General features: G+C 72.6%; 17 protein-coding genes and 1 pseudogene. 6 read left to right on the top strand and 12 right to left on the bottom strand.

Features of this window, described 5'->3' with window-relative positions:
* Positions 1-76 precede the first annotated feature (76 nt).
* Positions 77-1,006: a sugar ABC transporter permease gene (locus tag GTY67_RS28770; RefSeq protein ID WP_343238813.1), complete on the bottom strand. Its 930-nt coding sequence runs from the start codon at positions 1,004-1,006 to the stop codon at positions 77-79.
* A gap of 134 nt (positions 1,007-1,140) precedes the next feature.
* Here GTY67_RS28770 and GTY67_RS28765 point away from each other — a divergent pair, with 134 nt between their 5' ends.
* Positions 1,141-2,007, top strand: coding sequence for an aminoglycoside phosphotransferase family protein (locus GTY67_RS28765; RefSeq protein WP_161280863.1), 867 nt, complete (start codon positions 1,141-1,143; stop codon positions 2,005-2,007).
* 122 nt (positions 2,008-2,129) lie between these two features.
* Here the strand turns inward: GTY67_RS28765 and GTY67_RS28760 are convergent, their stop codons facing one another.
* From GTY67_RS28760 to GTY67_RS28750, 3 genes are all read right to left on the bottom strand, one after another.
* Complete coding sequence (locus GTY67_RS28760) at positions 2,130-3,020, bottom strand: S1 family peptidase (protein ID WP_093693054.1); 891 nt, start codon at positions 3,018-3,020, stop codon at positions 2,130-2,132.
* A 385-nt stretch (positions 3,021-3,405) separates the two neighbouring features.
* Positions 3,406-4,119: a 3'-5' exonuclease gene (locus tag GTY67_RS28755; protein WP_161280861.1), complete on the bottom strand. Its 714-nt coding sequence runs from the start codon at positions 4,117-4,119 to the stop codon at positions 3,406-3,408.
* Positions 4,120-4,264: 145 nt separating this feature from the next.
* The gene (locus tag GTY67_RS28750; RefSeq protein WP_093693061.1) at positions 4,265-5,500 is read right to left on the bottom strand and encodes an SAV2148 family HEPN domain-containing protein; all 1,236 of its coding nucleotides are present in this window, start codon (positions 5,498-5,500) and stop codon (positions 4,265-4,267) included.
* 394 nt (positions 5,501-5,894) lie between these two features.
* On the opposite strand from GTY67_RS28750, the gene glgX reads away from it, so the two are divergent.
* Together glgX and treY are read left to right on the top strand one after the other, a co-directional pair.
* Positions 5,895-8,024, top strand: a complete 2,130-nt coding sequence (gene glgX / locus GTY67_RS28745; protein WP_093693056.1) for a glycogen debranching protein GlgX — start codon at positions 5,895-5,897, stop codon at positions 8,022-8,024.
* A 69-nt stretch (positions 8,025-8,093) separates the two neighbouring features.
* Complete coding sequence (treY, locus tag GTY67_RS28740) at positions 8,094-10,466, top strand: malto-oligosyltrehalose synthase (RefSeq protein WP_161280859.1); 2,373 nt, start codon at positions 8,094-8,096, stop codon at positions 10,464-10,466.
* Positions 10,467-10,658: 192 nt separating this feature from the next.
* Here treY and GTY67_RS28735 read toward each other — a convergent pair whose 3' ends face one another.
* Positions 10,659-11,648, bottom strand: a complete 990-nt coding sequence (locus tag GTY67_RS28735) for a cytochrome P450 (protein WP_161280857.1) — start codon at positions 11,646-11,648, stop codon at positions 10,659-10,661.
* Positions 11,649-11,778: 130 nt separating this feature from the next.
* The gene (locus GTY67_RS28730; RefSeq protein WP_161280855.1) at positions 11,779-12,345 is read right to left on the bottom strand and encodes an FHA domain-containing protein; all 567 of its coding nucleotides are present in this window, start codon (positions 12,343-12,345) and stop codon (positions 11,779-11,781) included.
* A gap of 323 nt (positions 12,346-12,668) precedes the next feature.
* Here GTY67_RS28730 and GTY67_RS28725 point away from each other — a divergent pair, with 323 nt between their 5' ends.
* On the top strand, positions 12,669-13,592 hold the full coding sequence (locus tag GTY67_RS28725; protein WP_161280853.1) for a GNAT family N-acetyltransferase: 924 nt from the start codon (positions 12,669-12,671) through the stop codon (positions 13,590-13,592).
* Here the strand turns inward: GTY67_RS28725 and GTY67_RS28720 are convergent.
* Entirely contained in the window at positions 13,552-14,700 is a 1,149-nt protein-coding gene (locus tag GTY67_RS28720; RefSeq protein WP_161280851.1) for an alpha-L-fucosidase, read from the bottom strand. The genes GTY67_RS28725 and GTY67_RS28720 overlap by 41 nt on opposite strands.
* Positions 14,701-14,714: 14 nt before the next feature.
* Entirely contained in the window at positions 14,715-16,103 is a 1,389-nt protein-coding gene (locus tag GTY67_RS28715; RefSeq protein ID WP_161280849.1) for a GH1 family beta-glucosidase, read from the bottom strand.
* A 188-nt stretch (positions 16,104-16,291) separates the two neighbouring features.
* On the opposite strand from GTY67_RS28715, the gene treZ reads away from it, so the two are divergent.
* Positions 16,292-18,052: a malto-oligosyltrehalose trehalohydrolase gene (gene treZ, locus GTY67_RS28710; protein WP_161280848.1), complete on the top strand. Its 1,761-nt coding sequence runs from the start codon at positions 16,292-16,294 to the stop codon at positions 18,050-18,052.
* Positions 18,053-18,070: 18 nt separating this feature from the next.
* Here treZ and GTY67_RS28705 read toward each other — a convergent pair whose 3' ends face one another.
* The 4 genes and pseudogenes from GTY67_RS28705 to GTY67_RS28690 form a co-directional block, all read right to left on the bottom strand.
* Positions 18,071-19,210, bottom strand: a complete 1,140-nt coding sequence (locus GTY67_RS28705) for an aminopeptidase P family protein (RefSeq protein WP_161280846.1) — start codon at positions 19,208-19,210, stop codon at positions 18,071-18,073.
* Positions 19,211-19,428: 218 nt separating this feature from the next.
* Positions 19,429-20,084, bottom strand: a pseudogene (locus tag GTY67_RS28700) (nucleoside/nucleotide kinase family protein).
* Between the two features lie 93 nt (positions 20,085-20,177).
* Positions 20,178-20,795: a hypothetical protein gene (locus tag GTY67_RS28695; protein WP_161280844.1), complete on the bottom strand. Its 618-nt coding sequence runs from the start codon at positions 20,793-20,795 to the stop codon at positions 20,178-20,180.
* Between the two features lie 166 nt (positions 20,796-20,961).
* Positions 20,962-21,282, bottom strand: coding sequence for an STAS domain-containing protein (locus GTY67_RS28690; RefSeq protein WP_202462380.1), 321 nt, complete (start codon positions 21,280-21,282; stop codon positions 20,962-20,964).
* A 366-nt stretch (positions 21,283-21,648) separates the two neighbouring features.
* On the opposite strand from GTY67_RS28690, the gene GTY67_RS28685 reads away from it, so the two are divergent.
* Positions 21,649-22,401 (top strand): phosphotransferase, encoded by a 753-nt coding sequence (locus GTY67_RS28685; RefSeq protein ID WP_161280842.1) that lies wholly within the window; start codon positions 21,649-21,651, stop codon positions 22,399-22,401.
* Positions 22,402-22,448: the final 47 nt, after the last annotated feature.

The raw sequence follows: 22,448 nt of genomic DNA, 5'->3' as shown, positions 1-22,448 counted from the left end.
CCGTTCCTGAAAGTGCCTCTGCTGAGGACGCCGTTCCTGAGGGTGCCTCTCCTGAGGACGCCTCTCCTGAGGGTGCTCATCGCTCCTCGCCTCCTCCTCTGATCCGGCCGACGAGGTAGACGGCGAGGATCACGGAGATCACCGCGACCATCACGCACCCCATGGCGGCGGCGTACCCGAACTGTCCGTAGCGGAAGGCCTCCTCGTACGCGAAGAGCATCGGCAGCCGGGTCCGCCCACCGGGCCCGCCGCTGGTCAGCACATAGACGAGGGCGAAGGAGTTGAAGTTCCAGATGAAGTTGAGCGCGCTGATGGCGAGGGCGATGGGCTTGATCGCGGGCCAGGTGACCGTACGGAACCGGCGCCAGGCGCCCGCCCCGTCCAGGGCCGCCGCCTCGTGGAGTTCGTGCGGGGTGTTCTGGAGTCCGGCGAGCAGGGCGACGGTGGTCTGGGGCATGCCGGCCCAGATGCCGACGAGGATCACGGCGGGGAGCGCGGTGGCCAGGCCGGTGAGCCAGTCGCGGCCGTCGCCGAGGCCGAGGTCGCGGATGGTCTCGTTGAGGATGCCCGCGTCGGGGTTGTAGACCAGGCGCCACATGATGCCGACCACGACCTCGGGCATCGCCCAGGGGATGATCGCCAGCGCCCGGGCCAGCCAGCGCATCCGCAGCTTCTGGTTGAGGAGCAGGGCGAGGCCGAGGGCCAGGAGGAACTGCGGGACGGTGACGCCGAACGCCCACAGGAGCCCGATCCGGAACGAGTCCCAGAACAGGGTGTCGTGCAGGAGATCCTGGAAGTTGAGGGTGCCGATCCACTGGGTGGAGCGGGTGCGGCCGGACTGGGCGTCGGTGAAGGCGAGGGCGATGCCGTAGAGGAGCGGGCCGACACTGAGGACCAGGATGGGCAGAAGCGCGGGCAGGACGAGGAACCAGGCCGCCCGGTCCCGGGCGGCGTCCGCCTGTCCGTTACGTGGGTGTCTCGGCCCGGACCGCCTCTTCGCGGTCACCGATGTCACGAATAGACCCTCTTCATCACCTAGGAGGAGTTCATCCCGTTCTGGCCGTTCCGGTGGCCTAGGTCATCGTGCTGACGGGCCGTCGGTTCGTCAAGGTGGCCTGCGCGGATGCGAAAATCGCACCCATGGACGAGATGCGTGCGCGCGAGGTGCTGACGGCCGCCGGTTTCCCGGGCGCGGCGGAGCTGCTGGCGCTGGGCGAGAACGCGGTCTTCGCGGCCGACGGCCTGGTGGTGAAGGTCGGCCGGGACGCGACCGGCCACCCGGAGCTGGCGGCCCGGGCGGAGCGGGAGGTGGCGGTCGCCGAGTGGCTCGCGGCGTCGGGGGTCCCGGCCGTGCGGGCCGCCGAGCCCGGGGTGCGGCTGGTCGAGGGCCACCCGGTGACGGTGTGGCACCGCCTGCCCGACCCCGTACGCCCCGCCGAACCGCGCGACCTGGCGCCCCTGCTCTCCCGGGTGCACGCGCTCCCGGCCCCGGCGGGCTTCACGCTCCCGCGCCGGGAACTGCTCGGCGGGGTGGAGCGCTGGCTGACCCTGGCGGGCGACACCATCGACCCGGCCGACGCCGACTACCTCCGCGCCCGCCGCGACGGCTTCGCGGCCGCGGCCGCCGCCCTGACCCCGCACCTGCCGCCGGGCCCGATCCACGGCGACGCGCTCCCCCGCAACGTCCATGTCGGCCCCGAGGGCCCGGTCCTGGTCGACCTGGAGACCTTCTCCACGGACCTGCGGGAACACGATCTGGTCGTCCTGGCCCTCTCCCGCGACCGCTACGGCCTGCCCGCCGCGGCCTACGACGCGTTCACGGCCGCGTACGGCTGGGACGTACGGGAGTGGGAGGGGTGCGCGGTCCTGCGCGGGGCCCGCGAGACGGCCAGCTGTGCCTGGGTCGCCCAGCACGCCCCGGCCAACCCGAAGGCGCTCACGGAGTTCCGCCGCAGGGTGGCCTCGCTGCGCGAGGGGGACGCCGAGGTGCGGTGGTACCCCTTCTGAGAGCCTTCACCCGGTACGGCGGCGGGCCGGGCGTGCCCGACAACGCACTCTGTCCCCGCCCGGCGGACCGGGCGGGGACAGTGCTCAGGGCCGATGGCGAATGACCCTGGTCGGTGCGGGGATCAGATGATGCTCACACCGTAGGCGCTGAGCGCCTCGGTGACGGGCTGGAAGAACGTGGTGCCGCCGGAGGAGCAGTTGCCGCTGCCGCCGGAGGTGAGGCCGAGCGCGGTGCTCCCGGAGAAGAGCGCGCCGCCGCTGTCGCCGGGCTCGGCGCAGACGTTGGTCTGGATCAGACCGGAGACGATGCCGTCGGCGCCGTAGTTGACGGTGGCGTTGAGGCCGGTGACCGAGCCGCCGTGCAGGCCGGTGGTGCTGCCGCTGCGCTGGACGGACTGGCCGACCGAGGGGTCACCGGCGCCGGTGATCTCCTGGTAGCTGCCGTTGTAGAGGTAGACACGGCCGTCGGCCGCGCCGGGGTCGGAGTGCTGGATGATGCCGTAGTCGTTGCCGGGGAAGCTGGAGCCGGCGGTGGTGCCGATGGACCACGAGCTGCCGATGTTGGTGCAGTGGCCGGCGGTCAGGGCGTACTTGGTGCCCGCGCTGTCCTGCACGTTGAAGCCCAGGGAACACCGGGCTCCGCCGGTGGTGATGGCCTCGCCGCCCGCGATGAGCTTGGTGAACTTGCCGGGGGTGCGCTTGACCTCGAGAGCGTCGGCGTTCACGCCGGCCTCGTTCTCGATCTTGGCGATCTCGGCCTTGGTGACCGTGCTGTCGGCGGTGACGACGACCTTGCCCGACTCGGCGTCGACGTACCAGGCGGTGCCGCCGATGTCGGCGGTGCGCACGGAGTCGGCCGTCCGGTTGAGCTCGGCGGCGCTGAACGTCTTCGGGGCGGGCTGGGCGGAAGCGGTGGCGGCGGGGATGACCAGCGCTGCTGCGGCAGCGAGGCCGGTCGCCCCGGCGATGAGTCGTGCTCGTCTCGACATGCTGTGGGGGTGAGAGAGTCGCACTGCAAGTCCTCCAGATCGTGGGGGGAACTCGGGGGCGTTTGGGTGGACGCCCATGACACGTCCTCAGGAACACGATCATTCCGACGTGTCCCTGACAACGTTATTCATGCTGGATAGATCAGCACGCCCACACAAGACCCCCGGGACAGCAGTGGCCGACAAGTAGCTGTCCCGTGAGACCCAGACACCACCAAACTGGCCGATTGGTGACCCTGGGAGGACGGGAGATGGCGGAAAACGAGCGGCGGAGTTTCGCCGGACGAGAAGGCCGACTCCGACATCAAGGCCGACGAAACGGCTTCCCCCGCCGCGAGCCGACGCGGGGCCGCCGCCGGCCCTTCACCCGCTCCGCCGGGCCCCTGCTCCACGGGCCCCGGCCCACCGTTCACCTGCTCCGGGGAATCACCGGCCACGCCTGCTCCACCACCGCCGCCGGGTTGGCCGTGCGGCGAAGGTAGGCCTGGAGCGAGGCGGACTGCTCGGCGGCGGCGCGGACCTGGAGGGCGTGCAGCTCGGTGGGGGGCAGGGTGCTGACCGGGCGGTGGCGCTCGCCCATCCGCCGGACCACACGGACCGCCGCCACCGCGTCGGCGGTCGCGTCGTGGGCGTCGGACAGCGTCACGCCGTAGTGCTCGCACAGGGCTTGGAGCGCCCGCTTGCCCTTGCGGTACTTGTCCACGTGCTTGTCGATGACCAGCGGGTCGATGACGGGCGAGGGCACACCGCCGATCCGCTCGTCGACCGACTCCACCCCGTGCCTCGCGCATTCGCGGTCCAGGAGCGAGAGGTCGTAGCGCGCGTTCATCACCACCAGCGGCACCCCGGACCGCAGCACCTCGGCGACCGCGTGGGCGATCTCCTCGACGGCCGAGGCGGCCCGGGCGCCGTGCTTGCGGGCGTGGTCGGTGCCGATGCCGTGGATCGCGGACGCCTGCTCGGGTATCGCCACCCCCGGGTCCAGCAGCCAGGTCCGCTGCTCGGCGACCGTGCCGTCCGGCTCCAGCCGGACCAGTGCGGCGGTGACGATCCGGTCGGTCTCGACGTCGGTCCCCGTCGTCTCCAGGTCGAAGCCGACCAGTGGTCCCTGATGCCAGCTCATCCCGATACCTCCTTCGTGGTGCTCCCCCGTGGTGCTCTCCCCCGAGTGATGACCACCTTCGCACGCAGCACTGACAACGAAGGGCACGGGTGGCGGCAGCCCCACGACACCAGGACGGCAGCCCCACCACACCGGGACGGCAGCCCTACGACACCGGCCGCGAGTCCGTCCAGACCGACTCGAACTCCTCGCGGTAGGTCTCGAAGAGGCCGTGCTCGCTGTCCTGCCCCGCCCGCACCACCGTGCGCCGCCCGCCGCCGCGCAGCACCAGCACCGGCGCCTCCATGCCCCGGGCGCGCCGCAGATAGGGCTGGACGACGCCCACCGCGTCCGCTCCGTCGCCGTCGACCAGGTACGCGGTGAAGCGCGGGGTCTCGTCGAAGACCTGGATCTCGAAGGCGCCGGGGTCGCGGAGCTTGGAGCGGACCCGGCGCATATGGAGGATGTTCATCTCCACCGAGCGGCTCAGCTCGCCCTTCTTGATGCCCAGTTCCCGCTCCCGGCGCTTGACCGCGCTGCTGGCCGGGTTGATGAAGAGCAGCCGGACCCGGCACCCCGACTCGGCGAGCCGGACGAGCCGGCGGCCGGAGAAGTTCTGGACGAGCAGGTTGAGGCCTATGCCGATGGCGTCCAGCCGCCGCGCCCCGCCGAACAGGTCCTCGGCGGGCAGCTGGCGCTGGAGCCGGACCCGGTCCGGGTGGACGGAGACCACGTCCGCGTACCGGTCGCCGACCAGCTCCTCCACCGCGTCCACCGGCAGCCGGTCGGCGGACGGCACGCCCGCCCCGCTGCCGAGGATGTCCAGGAGCCGGGCGGAGGCGCGCTCCGCCTGGGCGAGCACCGCCTCGTTCAGGGCACGGTTGCGGGAGACGACGTTACGGGCCACCTCCAGCTCGTCCAGGGCCAGCTCCACATCCCGCCGGTCGTCGAAGTACGGTTCGAAGCACGGCCAGTGCTGGACCATCAGCTCCCGCAGCTGCGGGAGCGTGAGGAAGCTCAGGACGTTGTCGTCGGCCGGGTCCAGCAGGTAGCCCTTGCGGCGTGACACCTCGCGTACGGCGACGGCTCTCTGCACCCACTCCTGCCCGGCGGGCCCGGCCGCGGCCACCACCCAGTCCTCGCCGTGCACCGGCTCGTAGATCGGCCGAAGCACCGCGGCGACCACCGCGCGCAGCCTCTGTTCGACCAGATTCAGCCAGATATAGGCACGCCCGGCCCGCTGCGCCCGGGTGCGTACCTCGCTCCAGGCCTCGGCGCCCCAGTCCAGCTCCGCGCCGATCTCCATGGGCTGCGCAAGGGACACCGCCCCGGGCGGCGCATCGGTCGATTCCCCCTCGTGACCTGCGTCACCTGGGGGTAGCTCGAACCCTCCCGAGCTCACCCGCGTACCGCCTTCCACTCCCCCACCCAACGATCAAGGAAGGGTACTCCGGGAGCGGGATCCGGTGCAGCCCGATGGCCGGGCCGGTTTCTCAACTCCCGTTTCGCGACGGCCTGTTCCTTACGGCGAGATCGGGTGGAGTGAGCTGATTCATAGTGATTAGGCACCCCGACGAAGGCCGCGTTCCGGACGCCGGAGGGGCGGGCGCGTCCGTAATCGCGTCCGGGGCGGCACCCCGGTGTCCGAAGTTGACCGGTGTGGCCGGAGCCGGGCGACGGGACCCGGCCGCACCGCGTGACCTACTAGGTGCGCGACCCACTTTCGGGGAGTATTCGAGGGGTAACGGGCCGAGGAAAGCCACCACACCCGGATCAGAAGTGGAAGAGTCTCATCTATGCAGGTCTGGCCGGGACACGCTTATCCCCTCGGCGCCACCTATGACGGCGCCGGAACCAACTTCGCGGTCTTCTCCGAGGCCGCCCACCGGATCGAGTTGTGCCTGTTGCACGACGACGGTTCAGAAACGGCGGTGGAGCTCCGCGAGACCGACGCCTTCGTGCGCCACGCCTATCTGCCCGGGGTGATGCCGGGTCAGCGGTACGGCTTCCGGGTGCACGGGCCCTACGAACCGCAGAACGGGCAGCGGTGCAACTCCGCGAAGCTGCTCCTGGACCCGTACGCGCGTGCGGTCGCCGGACAGATCGAGTGGGGCGAGGCGGTGTACGGCTACCCGTTCGGGAAGCCCGACGCCCGCAACGACCTCGACTCGGCGCCGCACACCATGAGCTCGGTGGTGGTGAACCCTTACTTCGACTGGGGCGATGACCGCCGGCCCCGTACGGACTACCACCGCACCGTGATCTACGAGGCCCATGTGAAGGGCCTGACGATGCTCCATCCGGGGCTGCCGCCCGAGCTGCGCGGTACGTACGCGGGGCTGGCGCACCCGGAGGTCATCGCCCACCTCACCGAACTGGGCGTCACCGCGATCGAACTGATGCCCGTTCACCAGTTCGTCCAGGATCACCGCCTGGTCGACATGGGGCTCGCCAACTACTGGGGCTACAACACCATCGGTTTCTTCGCCCCGCACAACGCGTACGCCTCCTGGGGTGAGCGGGGCGAGCAGGTGCTCGAGTTCAAGCAGGCGGTGAAGGCCCTGCACCAGGCGGGCATCGAGGTCATCCTCGACGTCGTCTACAACCACACCGCCGAGGGCAACCACCTGGGCCCCACGCTCTCCTTCCGCGGCCTCGACAACGCCTCGTACTACCGTCTGACCGACGATCAGCGGTACTACATGGACACCACGGGCACCGGGAACTCCCTGCTCATGCGGTCCCCGCACGTACTCCAGATGATCATGGACTCGCTGCGGTACTGGGTGACCGAGATGCACGTCGACGGCTTCCGCTTCGACCTGGCGGCGACGCTGGCCCGCCAGTTCCACGAGGTGGACCGGCTCTCCTCGTTCTTCGACCTGGTCCAGCAGGACCCGGTGGTCAGCCAGGTGAAGCTGATCGCCGAGCCGTGGGACGTCGGCGAGGGCGGCTACCAGGTGGGCAACTTCCCGCCGCTGTGGACCGAGTGGAACGGCAAGTACCGCGACACGGTCCGCGACCTGTGGCGGGGCGAGCCGCGCACGCTCGCGGAGTTCGCCGGGCGGCTGACGGGCTCGTCCGACCTCTACCAGGACGACGGGCGGCGCCCGCTCGCCTCGATCAACTTCACCACCTGCCACGACGGGTTCACGCTGCACGACATGGTGTCGTACAACGACAAGCGGAACGACGCCAACGGCGAGGGCAACCGGGACGGCGAGAGCCACAACCGCTCCTGGAACTGCGGCGTCGAGGGCGAGACGGATGATCCCGAGGTCCTGGAGCTGCGGGGCCGGCAGATGCGGAACTTCATCGCCACGCTGATGCTGTCGCAGGGCGTGCCGATGCTGAGCCACGGGGACGAGTTCGCCCGTACGCAGAAGGGCAACAACAACGCCTACTGCCAGGACAACGAGCTCTCCTGGATCCACTGGCCCGACCCGGACGCCCCGGACGACGAGTTCCGCCGGAACCTGCTGGAGTTCACCCGGGCCATGGTCTGGCTCCGCCGCGACCACCCGGTCTTCCGGCGCCGCCGCTTCTTCCACGGGCGGCCGGTGGAGGGCACGCACGACGAGCTCTCCGACATCGCCTGGTTCACCCCCGAGGGTGAGGAGATGACCCAGCAGGACTGGCAGGCGGCCCACGCCAAGGCCATGACGGTCTTCCTCAACGGCCAGGCGATCTCGGAGCCGGGGCCGCGCGGTGAGCGGATCACCGACGATTCGTTCCTGCTGATGTTCAACGCGAGCGCCGAGACACTGGAGTTCGCCGTCCCGGTGGACCACGGGGAGCAGTGGCAGGTCGTCGTGGACACCGCACTCCCCGCAGGGGTGCCGCCCGGGTCGGGGCCGAAGGTGACCGAGGGCGAACAGCTGACGCTGATCGGACGCAGCCTCACCGTGCTGAAACGCCCCGCGTGACAGGGCGGCAAGGGTGAGCGTCCCGCCCGGGGTGACACAGGTCGCCCCGGGCGGGGTACGTAGAAGGGCATGACGCCCACCGCCACGTACCGGCTTCAGCTCCAGCCCGACTTCCCCTTCCCGGCGGCCGAGAAGGCGGTGCCCTATCTGGCCGCGCTCGGCGTCTCCCATCTGCACCTCTCGCCCGTCCTGGAGGCGGTCCCCGGCTCCCGGCACGGCTACGACGTGGTCGACCACAGCCGCGTACGGGAGGAGCTGGGCGGTGAGGAGGGGCTGCGGAGCCTCGCCGCGACCGCCCGGGAGCACGGGCTCGGGCTGGTCCTGGACATCGTGCCGAACCACATGGCCGCCCTGCCCCGCCACAACCGGCAGCTCTGGGAGGTGCTCCGCGAGGGCCGCGCATCCCCGTACGCCCGCTGGTTCGACATCGACTGGGCGGCGGGCGGCGACAAGGTGCTGCTCCCGGTCCTGGCCGGTCCGCTCGGCGGCGAGCTGGACGCCCTCTCCGTGGACGGGGAGGTGCTGCGCTACGGCGAGCAGGAGTTCCCGCTGCGGGCGGGCACGGCGGACCTTCCGCTTCCGGAGCTTCTCGACGCCCAGCACTACCGGCTCGCCTGGTGGCGGCTGGCGCGCACCGAGCTGAACTACCGCCGCTTCTTCACCGTCTCCGAGCTGATCGGCGTCCGCGTCGAACACCCCGAGGTCTTCGACGCCACCCACGCCAAGGTCCTCGAACTCCTCCGCGACGGGGTGCTGGACGGCCTGCGCATCGACCACCCGGACGGCCTCGCCGACCCGGCGGCGTACCTGCGGCAGCTGAACGAGGCCACCGGCGGCCGGTGGACGGTGGTGGAGAAGATCCTCACCGGCGACGAGCCCCTCCCGGCCGGCTGGGCGGTCGCCGGGACGACGGGGTACGACGCGCTGCACCGGATCGACGGGCTGTTCACCGACCCGGCGGGCGCGGCGGAGCTGCTCGGCCGCTACCGGGAGTTCGCGGGTCCGCCCGGCGACCGGGGCGGCTACTGGAAGGCGACCGTCCGCCGGGCCGCGTACCGGGTGGCCACCCACGAACTGGCCTCCGAGACGGCCTGGCTGACCCGCCTGGCCGCCTCGGTCTGCGCCGCCGACCCGGCCTTGCGCGACCACGCGCCCTGGGCGCTGCGGACGGCGATCCGGGAGCTGCTGGTACGGGTCCCGGTCTACCGGCCGTACGTCACGGCGGGCGTTCCGCCGACCCGGATCGCGGAGGAGACGCTTCCGGACGATGCCGTACGGGACGCGAAGGCGGTGTTCTCCGTGCCGGAGGAGGCCGCCGCCGTCGACGTCGTACGGGATCTGGCGCTCGGGCGGCTGGGGGACGGCGAGGAACAGGCGTCCTTCTGCGCCCGGTTCGCGCAGACCGCGTCCGCTCTGCACGCCAAGTCGGTGGAGGACACGGCGTTCTACCGGTACGTGCCGCTGGTCTCGGCCACGGAGGTCGGCGGGGACCCGGGGCAGCCCGCGGTGACGGTGGACGCGTTCCACGCCTTCGCCACCCGGATCGCCCGCGACTGGCCCACCACGGGGACGGTCCTGACCACGCACGACGCCAAGCGGAGTGCCGATGTACGGGCCCGGATCGCGGTCCTGACGGAGTGTCCGGAACGGTGGGCGGGCCTGGTGGCCGAGCTGACGGACGCCACACCCGTCGCGGCTCCGGACCCGCAGCTCGCCTGGCAGGCCTGGCAGTCGAGTTACGGCTGCGCGCCGCTGCCCGCCGAGGAGCTGGGCGCCCGGCTGGAGCCCGCGCTGCTGAAGGCGGTACGCGAGGCGGGGCTGTTCACGAGCTGGACGGAGCCGGACGAGGCGTACGAGAGGGCGGTGGCGGACTTCGTGGCGGCCGGGCCAGGGAGCGGTTCCGGTACGGCCCGGAGGCTGGTGACCGCTTTCGCCGAGTCGCTGGCCCCGCATGTACGGGCCAATGTGCTGGGTGCGGCGCTGGTGCAGCTGACGATGCCGGGGGTGCCGGACCTGTACCAGGGCACGGAGAGCGAGTACCTGGCCCTGGTCGACCCGGACAACCGGCGCCCGTTCCGGCGGCCGGAGGAGGCGGAGGAGAAGCAGGAGCTGACGGCGGCGGCACTGGGGCTGCGGCGGGAGCTGCCGGAGGTGTTCGGGGAGTCGGGGACGTACGTTCCGCTGGCCGCGCGGGGTGCGGCGGCCGACCATGTGGTGGCGTTCTCCCGGTCGGGCGAGGTGGCGGTGGCGGTGACCCGGCTGTCGCTGCGGCTCGCGGAGGACGGGGGGTGGCGGGACACGGTGGTGGAGCTGCCGGACGGGGGGCCGTGGCGCGATGTGCTGGCCCCTGCGGCGGGGCGGGAGTTCAACGGGGGCGCGGTGGCGGCGGACGAGCTGTTCGGGGAGCGGCCGGTGGTGTTGCTGCGGCGGGTGCGGGGGTGAGGGGCGGGCCGGGGAGATCGGACAGGAGGGGGTGAGGGGCGGGCGGTGCCCGGGCAGGAGGGGCATACGCGTGTCCGGTCAGGGCGGGGCATCCCCGTACGGGCATCCGGTCAGGAGGGGCGGGCGCGCGCGTGTCCGGGGACGGCGGGCGGGCGGGCATCCGGCACGACGGACCGCCGCACGCGCGTCCGGTCACGACGGGCGTACGAGCAGGGTGCGTGGCCCCCGCGTGAGCACCCCGCTGGACGCCGGGCGGAAGCCGTCGGCCCAGCGGATGCGGGGCATCGCCGTCAGCAGGGCGCGCAGGCCGTGTTCGGCCTCCAGGCGGCCGAGCAGGGCGGCGGGGCAGCCGGCCGGGCCGGTGAGCAGCGGGGCGGCGTCGGCGCGCAGCGGGTCGAAGCGGTCGGGGGCGGCGAACCGGGCCGGGTCGCGCCCCGCCGCGCCGATCAGACAGGCGACGGGCGCCCCGCCGGGCAGCGTGCCGCCGCTGACGCGGACCTCGGCGCGGGTGCGGCGCAGCACGATCTGGACGGGCGGGTCGCGTCGCAGCGTCTCCTTCCAGGACCGGCCGAGGAGCATCCCGGCCCCCGCTCCGCCCGCCACGGCGGCCAGCAGGTCGGGGTCGTCCAGCATGTTCGCGAGGAACGAGGCGAGGGCCCGCTCCCGGAGCCCGGTGTGCCGGGCGCAGTCGGCGGCTCCCTGGCCGAACTCCGTGGAGGTGGGCCCGGCCGGGAGCCAGCGGCAGAACTCGCCCACGAGATCGGCCTGGTCGCGCCCGGCTATGCGGCGGGCCAGGACGTAGGCGGCGCGCTCCACGGCGGCGGCGGTGGCCGGTGTGCTGCCGGGGGCCCGGGCGGTTCCGCTGCCGGGCAGCGGCGTACAGACGAGGCTGCCCCGGCAGAGCCCGAGCGGGGCGGGGACCGGACCGCGCGGGGCCCCGTCGTGCGGGTAGCCGGTGAAGCGCGGGTCGGTGAGGGCGAGGGCCACGTCCGCGTACCGGCTCAGCAGCCAGGCGCCGAGACCCGGGTCGTAACCGAGCGGGAAGTCCGTACGGAGGGTCCGGTACAGGCGCAGGCGGTACGGGTCGGTCGAGGCGCCCGGCTCCAGCAGTCCCGGTTGTCCGCCCGCGAGCCGGTGCGGGCGGCGGGCGGCGGGCAGGGCCTCGGAGCGGTCGGCCGGCATCCCTCGTCGCCCCCTGCGGTCGTGGCGTCGCCTGTCGACGCACCTGCCTCTCAGCGGACCACCGCCGGGGGCCCGGCGCAGTCGGCGTACGCCCGTTCGGGTGACGGGGCGCCGGGGGCGCGGGCTCCGATCAGGCGGGCGGGCGCAGTGAAGGGGTGGTCAGGCGGAAGCTCATCCGGCCGAAGCTCACCTGGTCGCCGTCGCGCACCGGGATGGAGCCGACGAGGCGCTGGCCGTTGACGCAGGTGCCGTTGGTGGAGCCGAGGTCGCGCAGGATCCAGCGGCCGTGCTGGACGGTGAGTTCGGCGTGCAGCCGGGAGACCGTCTCGTGGTTGAGGCGCAGTCCGTTGCCCGGGTCGCGCCCGATGAGCAGCGGATACGGGCTCGGCGCGGGCAGCAGCAGCTTCGGGAGCCGTTCGGTCTGCCAGGCCCGGCGCAGCCGTCCGGGGAAGGCGGATATCCCGCCGACGGCCCGGACCAGCCCCTGCGAGAAGCGGCTGCCGGTGTCCAGGTCCGAGGTGAGGGCCGCCAGTTCCTCGGGACGGCGGGCGACGAGGGCGAGCTCCATGCGCCGCATGAAGGTGTCGTGCGACAGCTTGCCCTGTGCCGCACCCTCCCTGAGCACGCCGAGGACACGGTCGCGCTGGGCGTCCGACAGCCGCGCGGGATACGTGTGGAACTCGGGGGACGACGTCACATCGTCGATTGTCGGGCCGAGGGGGCCGGAGTGTCCAGAAGGGTCCCCCTCCTCGCCCGTGCTGACCTGCACCGGGGCTCGGCGCGTTAATCGTTGGACAGGGTGTCCGGGCCGCGGCTACGGTCGGCATCGACATCGGCCCAGCTCATGGAGGAGGCGAGACCGTGCGTGAGAACACCACCGGCATGACCGGACACCGCAACTTTTCGTCCCCGCGCCCCCGCCCCGCCCACCGGGCGGTGTCGGACTCCGTCTGACGCCTGAACGTCTGACGCCCGACGTCCGACCGGGAGCGCGGTATCCCGTCCCCGGAGGACACCTTCATGACCGACCTGGTCATTCGCGCGCTCACCCCGAGCGACGCCGATCTCTTCCCTACCCTGCACGACACCGCTCTCGTCGGCCGTGGCGCCTTCGGCCACCGTTACGCCACCGTGGCGGACGGCGGCGAGTACCGCCCCGACTGGACCTGGGCCGCCCTGCGCGACGGCAAGGTCGTGGCCAGGGCCGCCTGGTGGGGCGCCCCCGACGACACCGCGCCCATCGCCCTCGACTGGTTCGACTTCGCGCCGGGCGAGGAGGAGGCGGGCGCCGAACTGCTGCGCCGGGCCCCCTTCCGTAGCGAATACTCCCTGCTCGTGCCGCCCGGCTGGCGGGAGGTGCCCGAGGTACGGGCCGCCGCCGAGGCGCGGATCGGCGCGGCGCGGGCGGCCGGCATGGCGGTCCTCGTGGAGCGCTTCCGCTATGTGTGGACGCCCGAGTGCCCGCTGCCCGAGCGGCCGGGCCGGCTCACCTTCCGCCCCGAGCCGGACGACGCCGTGATCCTCGACGTACTGCGCCGGGTCCACTCGGCCACCCTGGACGCCCATGCCCGGCGGGCGATCGAGGGGCCGGGGGGTCTGGAGGCCGCGGCTCAGGAGGAGTTGGACTTCTTCCGGTGGTGCCCCTCGCCCCGTGAGTGGTGGCAGCTCGCGTACACGCCGGACGGCGAGGTGGCGGGCATCCATGTGCCGGCGCACAACCCGTCCGGCCCGTGCATCGGCTTCATCGGGGTGGTCCCCGAGGCGCGCGGTCACGGGTACGGCTACGACCTGCTGGTGGAGTGCACCCGCTTCCTGGTCGAACGGGGCGCGGAGTCCATCGCGGGCGCGACGGACCGCGGGAACGCGCCGATGGCGGCCGCGTTCGCCCGCGCCGGTCATCCCGTCACTCAGGAACGCATCGATCTGGTGTTTGACCAGGGCTGAGTGACCCGCTCGCCGACTCCTCGGCTAGCCAGTCCAGGCGGAGTTGCTGCTCGGCGGGGATCGTCGCGTCCTCACCGCGCGGCCCCACGTTGAGCAGCAGGTTCCCGCCGTCGGCCGCCGTGTCGCGGACCAGTGAGGCCAGCGCGCGGCGGTCGATGAAGGCGTCCGGGGCGGAGTTGCGGTTGTAGCCGAAGCTGTGGTCGATGCCCCGGGTGATCTCGTACGGGCCGGAGCCGGTGTACCGGGCGTACTCCGGCGTACGGAAGTCGAAGTCCGGCGGGGTGCGCGGCACGAAGCCCTCGCCCTGCGCCACTGTGCGCCGGTCCCACCAGTTGTAGAGGGACTTGGCGCCGGGCAGATGGAGCGCTCGCCAGTGCGGGGCGTACGGGAGCAGGCGGTCGTTGACGACGCCGTGCGGGACGGTGAAGCGGTAGAAGTCGGTGAGGGAGCGGATCTCGGTGGCGGAGGCCGGCCAGGCGATGTCGTTCCAGAGGATGTCGGGGTGGTAGCGCCGGATCAGCTCCCTCAGCTGCGCGTCGGCGTAGGCGGGGTAGCGGCCGCGCGGCACGGCGGAGAACATGTCGGCGGCGGTGCCGATGGGCCGGTCGTCGAAGGTCCAGTCGAGTCCGCCGGAGTAGTAGACGCCGAAGCGCAGGCCCTCGGCCCGTACGGCTTCGGCGAACTCGCCGACCACGTCCCGGGTGGTGTGCCAGCCGGTGCGGTGCGGGTTCTCCGTCTCGGAGGGCCAGAGGCAGAACCCGTCGTGGTGCTTGGTGACCAGGACCGCGTACCCGGCGCCCGCCTCCCGGAAGGAGCGCGCCCAGGCAGCCGGGTCCCAGTCGCTCAGCCCGTCCTCGAAGTCGCGGCCGAAGTCGGTGTAGGGGCGGGTGCCGTAGGTGGCGCGGTGGTGGGCGGCGGCCGGGGAGCCGGGGAAGCGGAGGGAGTTCTCGTACCACTCCGCGTACGAGGTCCAGCCGAGCGGCGCACGCCGGCCCGCCGCCGGGAGTTCGTCCGGGGAGACGTACGGCGGGGCCCAGCCGGGGACGGAGGCGGGTGTCCAGTGAACGAAGATCCCCAGCCGGGCCCGGGACCACCATGAAGCGACCATGGCGGGAGTATTGATCATTCGGGGGGCTGTGCGTAAGCCCTTTCGGCCGCCCGGATCTGCGACTTCTGCACCCTGATCAGCTCGCGGTACCAGGCGTACGAGGCCTTCGGCGTACGGGTGAGGGTCTCGTAGTCGATGTGGACCAGGCCGAACCGCTGCGAGGCGCCCTCCGTCCACTCCACGTTGTCGGTGAGCGACCAGGTGAAGTAGCCGCGTACGTCGACCCCGGCGTCCATCGCCGCGCGCAGGGCGGTGAGGTGGCTCTCCAGGTAGGCGATCCGGCGGTCGTCGGCGAGCGGCTCGTCCAGGGCGCAGCCGTTCTCGGTGATGTGGAGCGGCGGGAGGCGGTCGCCGTAGCGGCGGTGCAGCAGGGTGAGGATCTCGGTGAACCCCTCGGGGACCACGGGCCAGCCGAAGCCGGTCTTCTCGTACCCCTCGATCTCCCGTATCCCGAAGGGGAGTTCGGCGGGTATCGCGAAGCCGGAGAAGGTCTCCAGGGCCTCGGGCCTGGGGGCGCCGACGAGGGTCGGGTTGTAGTAGTTGACGCCGTACCAGTCGAGGGGGGTGGAGATGACCTTGAGGTCGTCGGCGACCGGGCCCGGCATCAGGGCGGCGATGGCCTCGTCCGGGTAGCGGCCGGTGAGGACGGGGTCGGCGAAGAGCCAGTTGGTGAGCGTGTCGTACAGCTCGGCCCCGGCGCGGTCCTCGTCGGAGTCGCCGGCCGTCCACACCGGGGCGTGGGAGAGCGCGATGCCGATGTTGTCGGCGCCCGCCGCGCGCAGGGCGCGGACCGCGAGGCCGTGGGCGAGGAGCTGGTGGTGGGCGGCGGGCAGGGCGTCGAAGAGGAGGGTGCGGCCGGGGGCGTGCTCGCCGAGCGCGTAGCCGAGCATCGTGACCTCGGCGGGTTCGTTGATGGTGATCCACATCGGGACCCGGTCCGCGAGGCGTTCGGCGACGATTCCGGCGTACTCGGCGAAGCGGTAGGCGGTGTCCCGGTCCAGCCAGCCGCCGGCCTTCTCCAGCGGGAGCGGGGTGTCCCAGTGGTAGAGGGTGGGGGCGGGGGTGATGCCGTGGGCGCAGAGCTCGTCGACGAGCCGGTCGTAGAAGTCGAGGCCGTCGGCGTTGACCGCGCCGCTGCCGCCCGGGACCACGCGGGGCCAGCTGATGGAGAACCGGAAGGCGTCGGCGCCGAGCCCGGAGAGCAGGGCGACGTCCTCGCGGTAGCGGGCGTGGAAGCCGGTGCCCCGGGTGGTGTCGGTGCCGTCCTTGATCCGGCCGGGCTGGGCGGCGAACGCGTCCCACCCCGAGGGCCCCTTGCCGTCGGCGTCCACCGCCCCTTCGGTCTGGAACGCGGAGGCGGAGGCTCCCCAGAGGAAACCTGGCGGGAACTGCGGTACGGGCATCGCGGCCTCCATGAGCCGTACGGATGAACGGAGCCTGTATGAGCGGGGAGCAGGCCGGGCAATGATCAGGACCAGACCTTAATGGCCGGTGACGGGCCGGTTCTAGGGGTGCGCGGTCGCGGGGCCTCGGCCCCGGGCCGTGCGGGCCGTCCGGCGATCTGACGATCCGTTACGACGAGGAGTGGTGGATGCGGTTCGAGGTGTGGGCCCCTGAGGCGGACACGGTCGTGCTGGAGGCGGCGGAGGTCCGCTACCCGATGGAGCGCGATCCGCAGCGGGAGGGGTGGTGGAGCGCCGAGGCGGAGGCGGCGGACGGGGAGCGTTACGGGTTCCGGGTGGACGACGGGCCGCTGCTGCCGGACCCCCGTTCGCGGCGCCAGCCGGACGGGCCCGACGGCCCGAGCGCGGTCGTGGACCAGGAGGCGTACGCCTGGCGCAACGGCTGGGCGGGGCGGCGGCTGACCAGCGCGGTCCTGTACGAGCTGCACGTGGGGACGTACACCCCGGAGGGCACGTTCGACGCGGCGGCGGCCCGGCTGGGCCATCTGGCGGAGCTGGGGATCACCCATGTGTCGCTGATGCCGGTCTGCCCGTTCCCCGGCACCAACGGCTGGGGGTACGAGGGCGTCTCGCTCTGGGCGGTGCACGAGCCGTACGGCGGACCCGAGGGACTTAAGCGCTTTGTCGACACGGCGCACGGGCTGGGGCTCGGGGTGGTCCTGGACGTGGTCCACAACCACCTGGGCCCCTCCGGCAACTACCTGCCCGCCTTCGGCCCGTACTTCACCGACACCCACCACACCCCGTGGGGCGCGGCGGTCAACCTGGACGCCCCGGGCTCGGACGAGGTGCGGGCGTTCCTGCTGGGCAGCGCGCTGGCCTGGCTGCGCGACTACCGCCTCGACGGGCTGCGCCTGGACGCGGTGCACGCGCTCGCCGACACCCGGGCGCTCACGTTCCTGGAGGAGCTGTCCACGGCGGTCGACGCGCTCGCGGCGGAGCTGGGGCGGCCGCTGGGCCTCATCGCCGAGTCCGACCTCTGCGACCCGCGCACCACCACCCCGCGCCCGGAGGGCGGCCTCGGGCTGCACGCCCAGTGGAACGACGACTTCCACCATGCCCTGCACACCGCGCTCACCGGCGAGTCCCAGGGCTACTACGCGGACTTCGCCCGGGCCCCGCTCGCCGCCCTGGCCAAGACGGTGACGTCGGCGTTCTTCCACAACGGGACGTACTCCAGCTTCCGGGGCCGCACTCACGGCCGCCCGGTCGACGTCTCCCGCTCCCCCGCCCACCGCTTCGTCGGCTACGCCCAGACCCACGACCAGATCGGCAACCGGGCCCTCGGCGACCGCCTCGCCGCCTCCCTCTCCCCCGGCCTCCAGGCGTGCGCCGCCGCCCTCGTCCTGACCGGCCCGTTCACGCCGATGCTGTTCATGGGCGAGGAGTGGGGGGCGCGTACGCCGTGGCAGTTCTTCACCGACCACACCGATCCGGAGCTGGCGGAGGCCGTACGGAACGGCAGGCGGCGGGAGTTCGGCGCGCACGGCTGGGCGGAGGAGGAGATCCCCGACCCGCAGGACCCGGCGACCCGCGACCGCTCCTGTCTGGACTGGTCCGAGCCGGAGCGCGAACCGCACGCCCGGCTGCTGGCCTGGTACCGCCAACTGATCGCGCTGCGGCGGACGTTGCCCGACCTCCACGACCCCGATCTGGCCGCGGTGAAGACCGCGTTCGACGAGGACGCACGCTGGATCGCCTACCGCAGAGGCGATTTGCGGGTCGCGGTCAACCTGGCGGACAAGCCGGCCGCGATTCCGCTCGGCTCCGGCCGCCACCGGCGCGTCGGGGGACGGGTGGTGGCGGCCTGGGAACCGGTCGAGGCGCCGGGGGCGGACGGGGTGCTGCATCTGCCGCCGGAGTCGTGCGTGCTGCTGGCCGACGACTGAACTCCCTTTCCCGCAGGGCTACTCGACGATCGCCAGCTCGCGTGCGGTGGCGTTGAGGCGGCGGCCGCCGTCCTCGGTGACGGTCACGATGTCCTCGATGCGGACCCCGAAGCGGCCGGGGAGATAGACGCCCGGCTCCACGGAGAAGCACATGCCGGGGACGAGCGGCTGCTCCTCGCCCTCGATCATGTACGGGGGTTCGTGGGTGGTGACACCGATGCCGTGGCCGGTGCGGTGGATGAACCGCTCGCCGTAGCCGAACTCGGTGATCACCGCGCGGGCCGCGCGGTCGATCTCCTGGCAGGCGACGCCGGGCCGGACGGCGGCGCAGCCCGCCTGCTGGGCCTCGCGGACGATGTCGTGGACCCGCTGCTCCTCGGCGGTGGGCTCGCCGACATGGACCGTACGGGAGGTGTCGGAGCCGTAACCGTGCTTCAGGCCGCCGAAGTCCAGGACCACCATGTCGCCGCGCTCGATGGTGCGTTCACCCGCCTCGTGGTGCGGGTTGGCGCCGTTGGGGCCCGAGCCGACGACGGTGAAGTCGACCTGGGAGTGGCCGAAGTGCCGGAGCAGCGCGGCGAGATCGGCGGCCACGTCGGTCTCGCGGCGGCCGGAGAACCGCACCTTCAGGATCTCCTCGTACGTGGCGTCCGCCGCCTCCCCCGCCGCCGTCAGGCGCTCCAGCTCGGCGGCGTCCTTCACCGCCCGGAGCATCGGGAGCGCCTCGGTGAGGGCGGTGTACGTGGTGTCGGGCAGGGCCCGCTGGAGGCCGAGGAGGTGCATGGCCCAGGCGTTGTCGCTGACGCCGAAGCGGCCCTGGGCCGCGAGCAGCGGTGAGGCCACCGCGTACGGGTCCACACCGTCGGTCCAGTCCCGCAGGGCGAGCGCGGGCGCCCCGGCGGCGGCCGCCGCGTCGGGCGCCTCCAGGGTCGGGACGACCAGGACGGGTTCCTCACCGGCCCGCAGCACGAGGAGGGTGAGGCGTTCGGTGGAAACGGGCTGGTAGCCGGTCAGATGGACGAGATCGGGCCCGGGCGCGACGATCACCCCGGCCAGCCCGGCCTCGGCGGCGGACTCGGCAGCCTTCGCCATCCGGGCCCGGTAGACCTCGGCGGTGAAGGGCACGGGGTGCGGCGCGGGCGGGTTCGGGCTGGACATCGGGGGCCTCCTGGGGGTGAGGGCGTGGCTCTCTGCATCCTGCCCGCCGGGCGGGGCGTATGCGAGCGGGTTCGGGGGGCGCACGCCTCGCCGGACGGGGCGTACGCGCACGGGTTCGCGCGCGTACGCCCCGTCCGGCGGGCGGCCCGGTCACGACAGGAGTTGCCCCACCACGTCCGCCCGGTCACGACGGCAACCGCACCACCACGTCCGCCCGGTCACGACGGCAGTTGCACTACCACGTCCGCCCGCTCCCGGCCGCTCTCCACCAGGCGGGCGTTCGCCTCGTCGGAGCGCTCCACCCACTCCCGCGCGTACGCCGGAGGCTTCCCGTACCGGACATGGCGCTCAACGAGCCGGCGCACCCGGACCTCCGGTCGAGGTCCAGGAACCAGACCTCGTCCAGCAGCCCGCGCACCGCCGCCCACGGCCCCTCGTCCAGCAGCAGGTAGTTGCCCTCGGTGATGACGAGCGGTACGTCAGGCGGTACGGCCAGGGCCCCGGCGACCGGCTCCTCCAGGGCCCGGTCGAAGGCGGGGGCGTACACCGGGTAAACCGGGTCCGGATCGCGCAGCCGCCACAGGAGGGCCGCGTACCCGGCCGCGTCGAAGGTGTCCGGGGCGCCCTTCCGGTCGGCCCGGCCCAGCCGCTCCAGCTCGGCACCGGCCAGGTGGAAGCCGTCCATGGGGACGAGGGCGGCGCGCCCCTCCAGGGCCTCGGCCAGCCGCTGCGCCACGGTGGACTTCCCGGCCCCGGGCGGCCCCGCGATCCCGAGGATGCGGCGCCGCCCGGTCTCCGCGAGGCGGCGGGCCCGGTCGGTCGCGTCGGCGAGGCCGCGGGCGGTCGTGGTGTCCAGGATGTCCATGCGGGGCATTGTGCGGGGCGGGGGCCCGTCTTCAAAGGTGCGGCGTGCGCTGCCTCCGCGAAGCCGACGGAGTCGGCCGCCGCCGTGCCACCGGGCGCCCGGCTAGCCGTGCCGGGCGAAGACCTCGCGGACTGCGGCCAGGTCCGCTGCCTTCTCCTCTTCGTCCTTGTAGCAGCCCTCTTCGTCCCGGGCCGCCACGAAGCTCTCCGGGGTGAAGTCCTGGCCGAAGCGGTAGGCGCCCAGGCAGTAGTCGAAGCCGGACTCGCCGAAGAGGTCCACCTCCTCGCGGCGGCAGTGATCCGCCAGGCCGTCGGACACGTGCCAGCGCGTGCCGTCGTACCAGAAGACACCGCCCGCGTAGTGAATCGTCCGGCCCGTCGCGGAGTCCGTGAGGTTCAGCGACTCGTAGTTCTCGGGCCGGTCGCGGACCAGGGCGACGAGGGATTCGGGGACCCCCTGGTAGAAGGACTCCTGAAGGTCGAAATCTTCCTCGGCGTACAGATTCAGCGTCGCTTCGTGGTCGAACGTCAGCAGCAGCGCCCGGCCGTCCTGCACGAAGTACCAGACCGCGGACTGGCCGCCACCGTCGTTCCAGGCCAGCCGGTGGGCGCCGGTCACCGTCACCGGGCCGACCTCGGCGAGCTCGTCCATGACGGCCGCGCGACGCCGCACCTCCGGGAGGGGCGTCGCTGCCAGGGCTTCCCATATCGCGTTGCTCATGCCCGCAGGCTATCCACCGCGCACGATGCCTTGGTGGAACACCTTTCCGTCGAGGGAGGTCGAACCACCCTTCGAAGCCTGGGAGACGGAGCTCCATCTTTGACGACCCGCCGCTGCCTGTCAGGGCATCAGCCCGCATCAGAAGCGACGCGCGCAAGTGGTCGCGTCAGGTGGAGCGGGCCATGTCCAGGGTCGGGTAGATCCGCAGATAGGCGTCGACGCCCGCCAGGTCGAACAGCCGGGCGACCCGCTGGGTGGGGGCAGCGATGCGGAGGTCGGTGCGCTGGTGGGCGTTGAGGATCATGCGCAGGAAGGAGGAGTCGGCGAACGTGATGTTGCTGGCGTCCAGGACCAGACCGCCGTGGACGGCGGCCATCGTCTCGATCTCCGCTCCCAGCGAGGTGACGTTGTCCATGTCGAACTCTCCGCGCGGGGAGATCACGGGCAGCGGCTCGGGTCTGGAGCCCAGGGGGTCTGAAGTCCTCATCGGGTGATTATCGCCAAGCGCCCGGGGCGTGCTGACGCCAGGTGCGCGTGCTGAGGCGAGGGGCGAGTCCGGACGCCTGATGCGCGTGCTGACGCCAGGTGCGCGTGTTGACGCCGGGTCCGAGTCCGGATGTCTGGTGCGGATCCGGATGCCTGTTGCGCGTACTGACGCCAGGTGCGCATCCGGCCGTCTGGTGCACGTCCGGCTGTCGCAGACGTTGCGGTCCTGGTTGACTGCACCCGGCGGCGGGACACGGTGTCGTGTACGAGGCCGTCAGGCGGTGGGACGGTGGGACGCGGTCGGCCGTGTGACCGCCTGCGATAAATCCGGCGCCGCCGGCACTCACCTCCGGGATACTCGTCGCCCGTGGATGAGGTCGAAGTCGTCGTCGCCCATTCCGAGCGCGCGACCCTGCGCGTCGGCGACGTGTTCCTGAAGGTGGACGCCGATCAGGCCCGTATCGACGTCGAGGTCGAGGCGATGTCCCTCGCACCGGTCCCGACCCCGAAGGTCCTGTGGCGGAAACCGCCCGTACTCGCGATCGCCGCGCTCCCGGGGACGACGCTCGGGCGCCTCGGCGGGCCCTCGACCGGGTCGCCGGCGGCATGGGCCGCGGCGGGTGCCGCCATCCGGAAGCTGCACGAGGCGCCGCTGCCGCCCCGGCCCGGCGGGGCCGGCCGGAGCGCCGCCGCGCTGGCGGCGGAGCTGGACGCCGAGTGCGCGTTGCTCGTGACGGACGGCCTTCTGCCCGCCGACCTGGTCGCCCGTAACCGCCGGGTGGCCGAGACCGCGCTCCGGCCGTGGGCTCCGGCGTTCACACACGGCGACCTCCAGATCGCGCACATCTTCGTCGACGGCGACGAGGTGACGGGCATCATCGACTGGTCGGAGGCGGGCCAGGGCGATGCCCTGTACGACCTCGCCACCTTCACGCTCGGACACGAGAAGCACCTCGACGACGTCCTCACGGGCTACGGCTCCGATATCCGCGTCGACATCGACGTGATCCGCGCCTGGTGGTCGGTGCGGAGCCTGCTGGCCGTGCGCTGGCTGACCGAGCACGGCTTCGACCCGTTCGCGCCGGGCTGTGAGGTCGACGTGCTGAGATCCCGGATGTGAGCCGCTGCGAACACTTCAGGGGCCGCAAGCGTTAGTGTTACGTATAA

Source organism: Streptomyces sp. SID8374, from assembly GCF_009865135.1.
In the GTDB taxonomy this organism is placed as follows: domain Bacteria; phylum Actinomycetota; class Actinomycetes; order Streptomycetales; family Streptomycetaceae; genus Streptomyces.
This window is presented reverse-complemented; position numbering and strand designations above follow the sequence as displayed.

Coding starts and splice junctions, on each gene's coding strand:
- GTY67_RS28765 (WP_161280863.1), top strand. CDS start 1,141: ATGGACGAGATGCGTGCGCGCGAGGTGCTGACGGCCGCCGGTTTCCCG.
- GTY67_RS28755 (WP_161280861.1), bottom strand. CDS start 4,119: ATGAGCTGGCATCAGGGACCACTGGTCGGCTTCGACCTGGAGACGACG.
- glgX (WP_093693056.1), top strand. CDS start 5,895: ATGCAGGTCTGGCCGGGACACGCTTATCCCCTCGGCGCCACCTATGAC.
- treY (WP_161280859.1), top strand. CDS start 8,094: ATGACGCCCACCGCCACGTACCGGCTTCAGCTCCAGCCCGACTTCCCC.
- GTY67_RS28735 (WP_161280857.1), bottom strand. CDS start 11,648: ATGCCGGCCGACCGCTCCGAGGCCCTGCCCGCCGCCCGCCGCCCGCAC.
- GTY67_RS28725 (WP_161280853.1), top strand. CDS start 12,669: ATGACCGACCTGGTCATTCGCGCGCTCACCCCGAGCGACGCCGATCTC.
- GTY67_RS28720 (WP_161280851.1), bottom strand. CDS start 14,700: ATGGTCGCTTCATGGTGGTCCCGGGCCCGGCTGGGGATCTTCGTTCAC.
- GTY67_RS28715 (WP_161280849.1), bottom strand. CDS start 16,103: ATGCCCGTACCGCAGTTCCCGCCAGGTTTCCTCTGGGGAGCCTCCGCC.
- treZ (WP_161280848.1), top strand. CDS start 16,292: ATGCGGTTCGAGGTGTGGGCCCCTGAGGCGGACACGGTCGTGCTGGAG.
- GTY67_RS28705 (WP_161280846.1), bottom strand. CDS start 19,210: ATGTCCAGCCCGAACCCGCCCGCGCCGCACCCCGTGCCCTTCACCGCC.
- GTY67_RS28695 (WP_161280844.1), bottom strand. CDS start 20,795: ATGAGCAACGCGATATGGGAAGCCCTGGCAGCGACGCCCCTCCCGGAG.
- GTY67_RS28690 (WP_202462380.1), bottom strand. CDS start 21,282: ATGAGGACTTCAGACCCCCTGGGCTCCAGACCCGAGCCGCTGCCCGTG.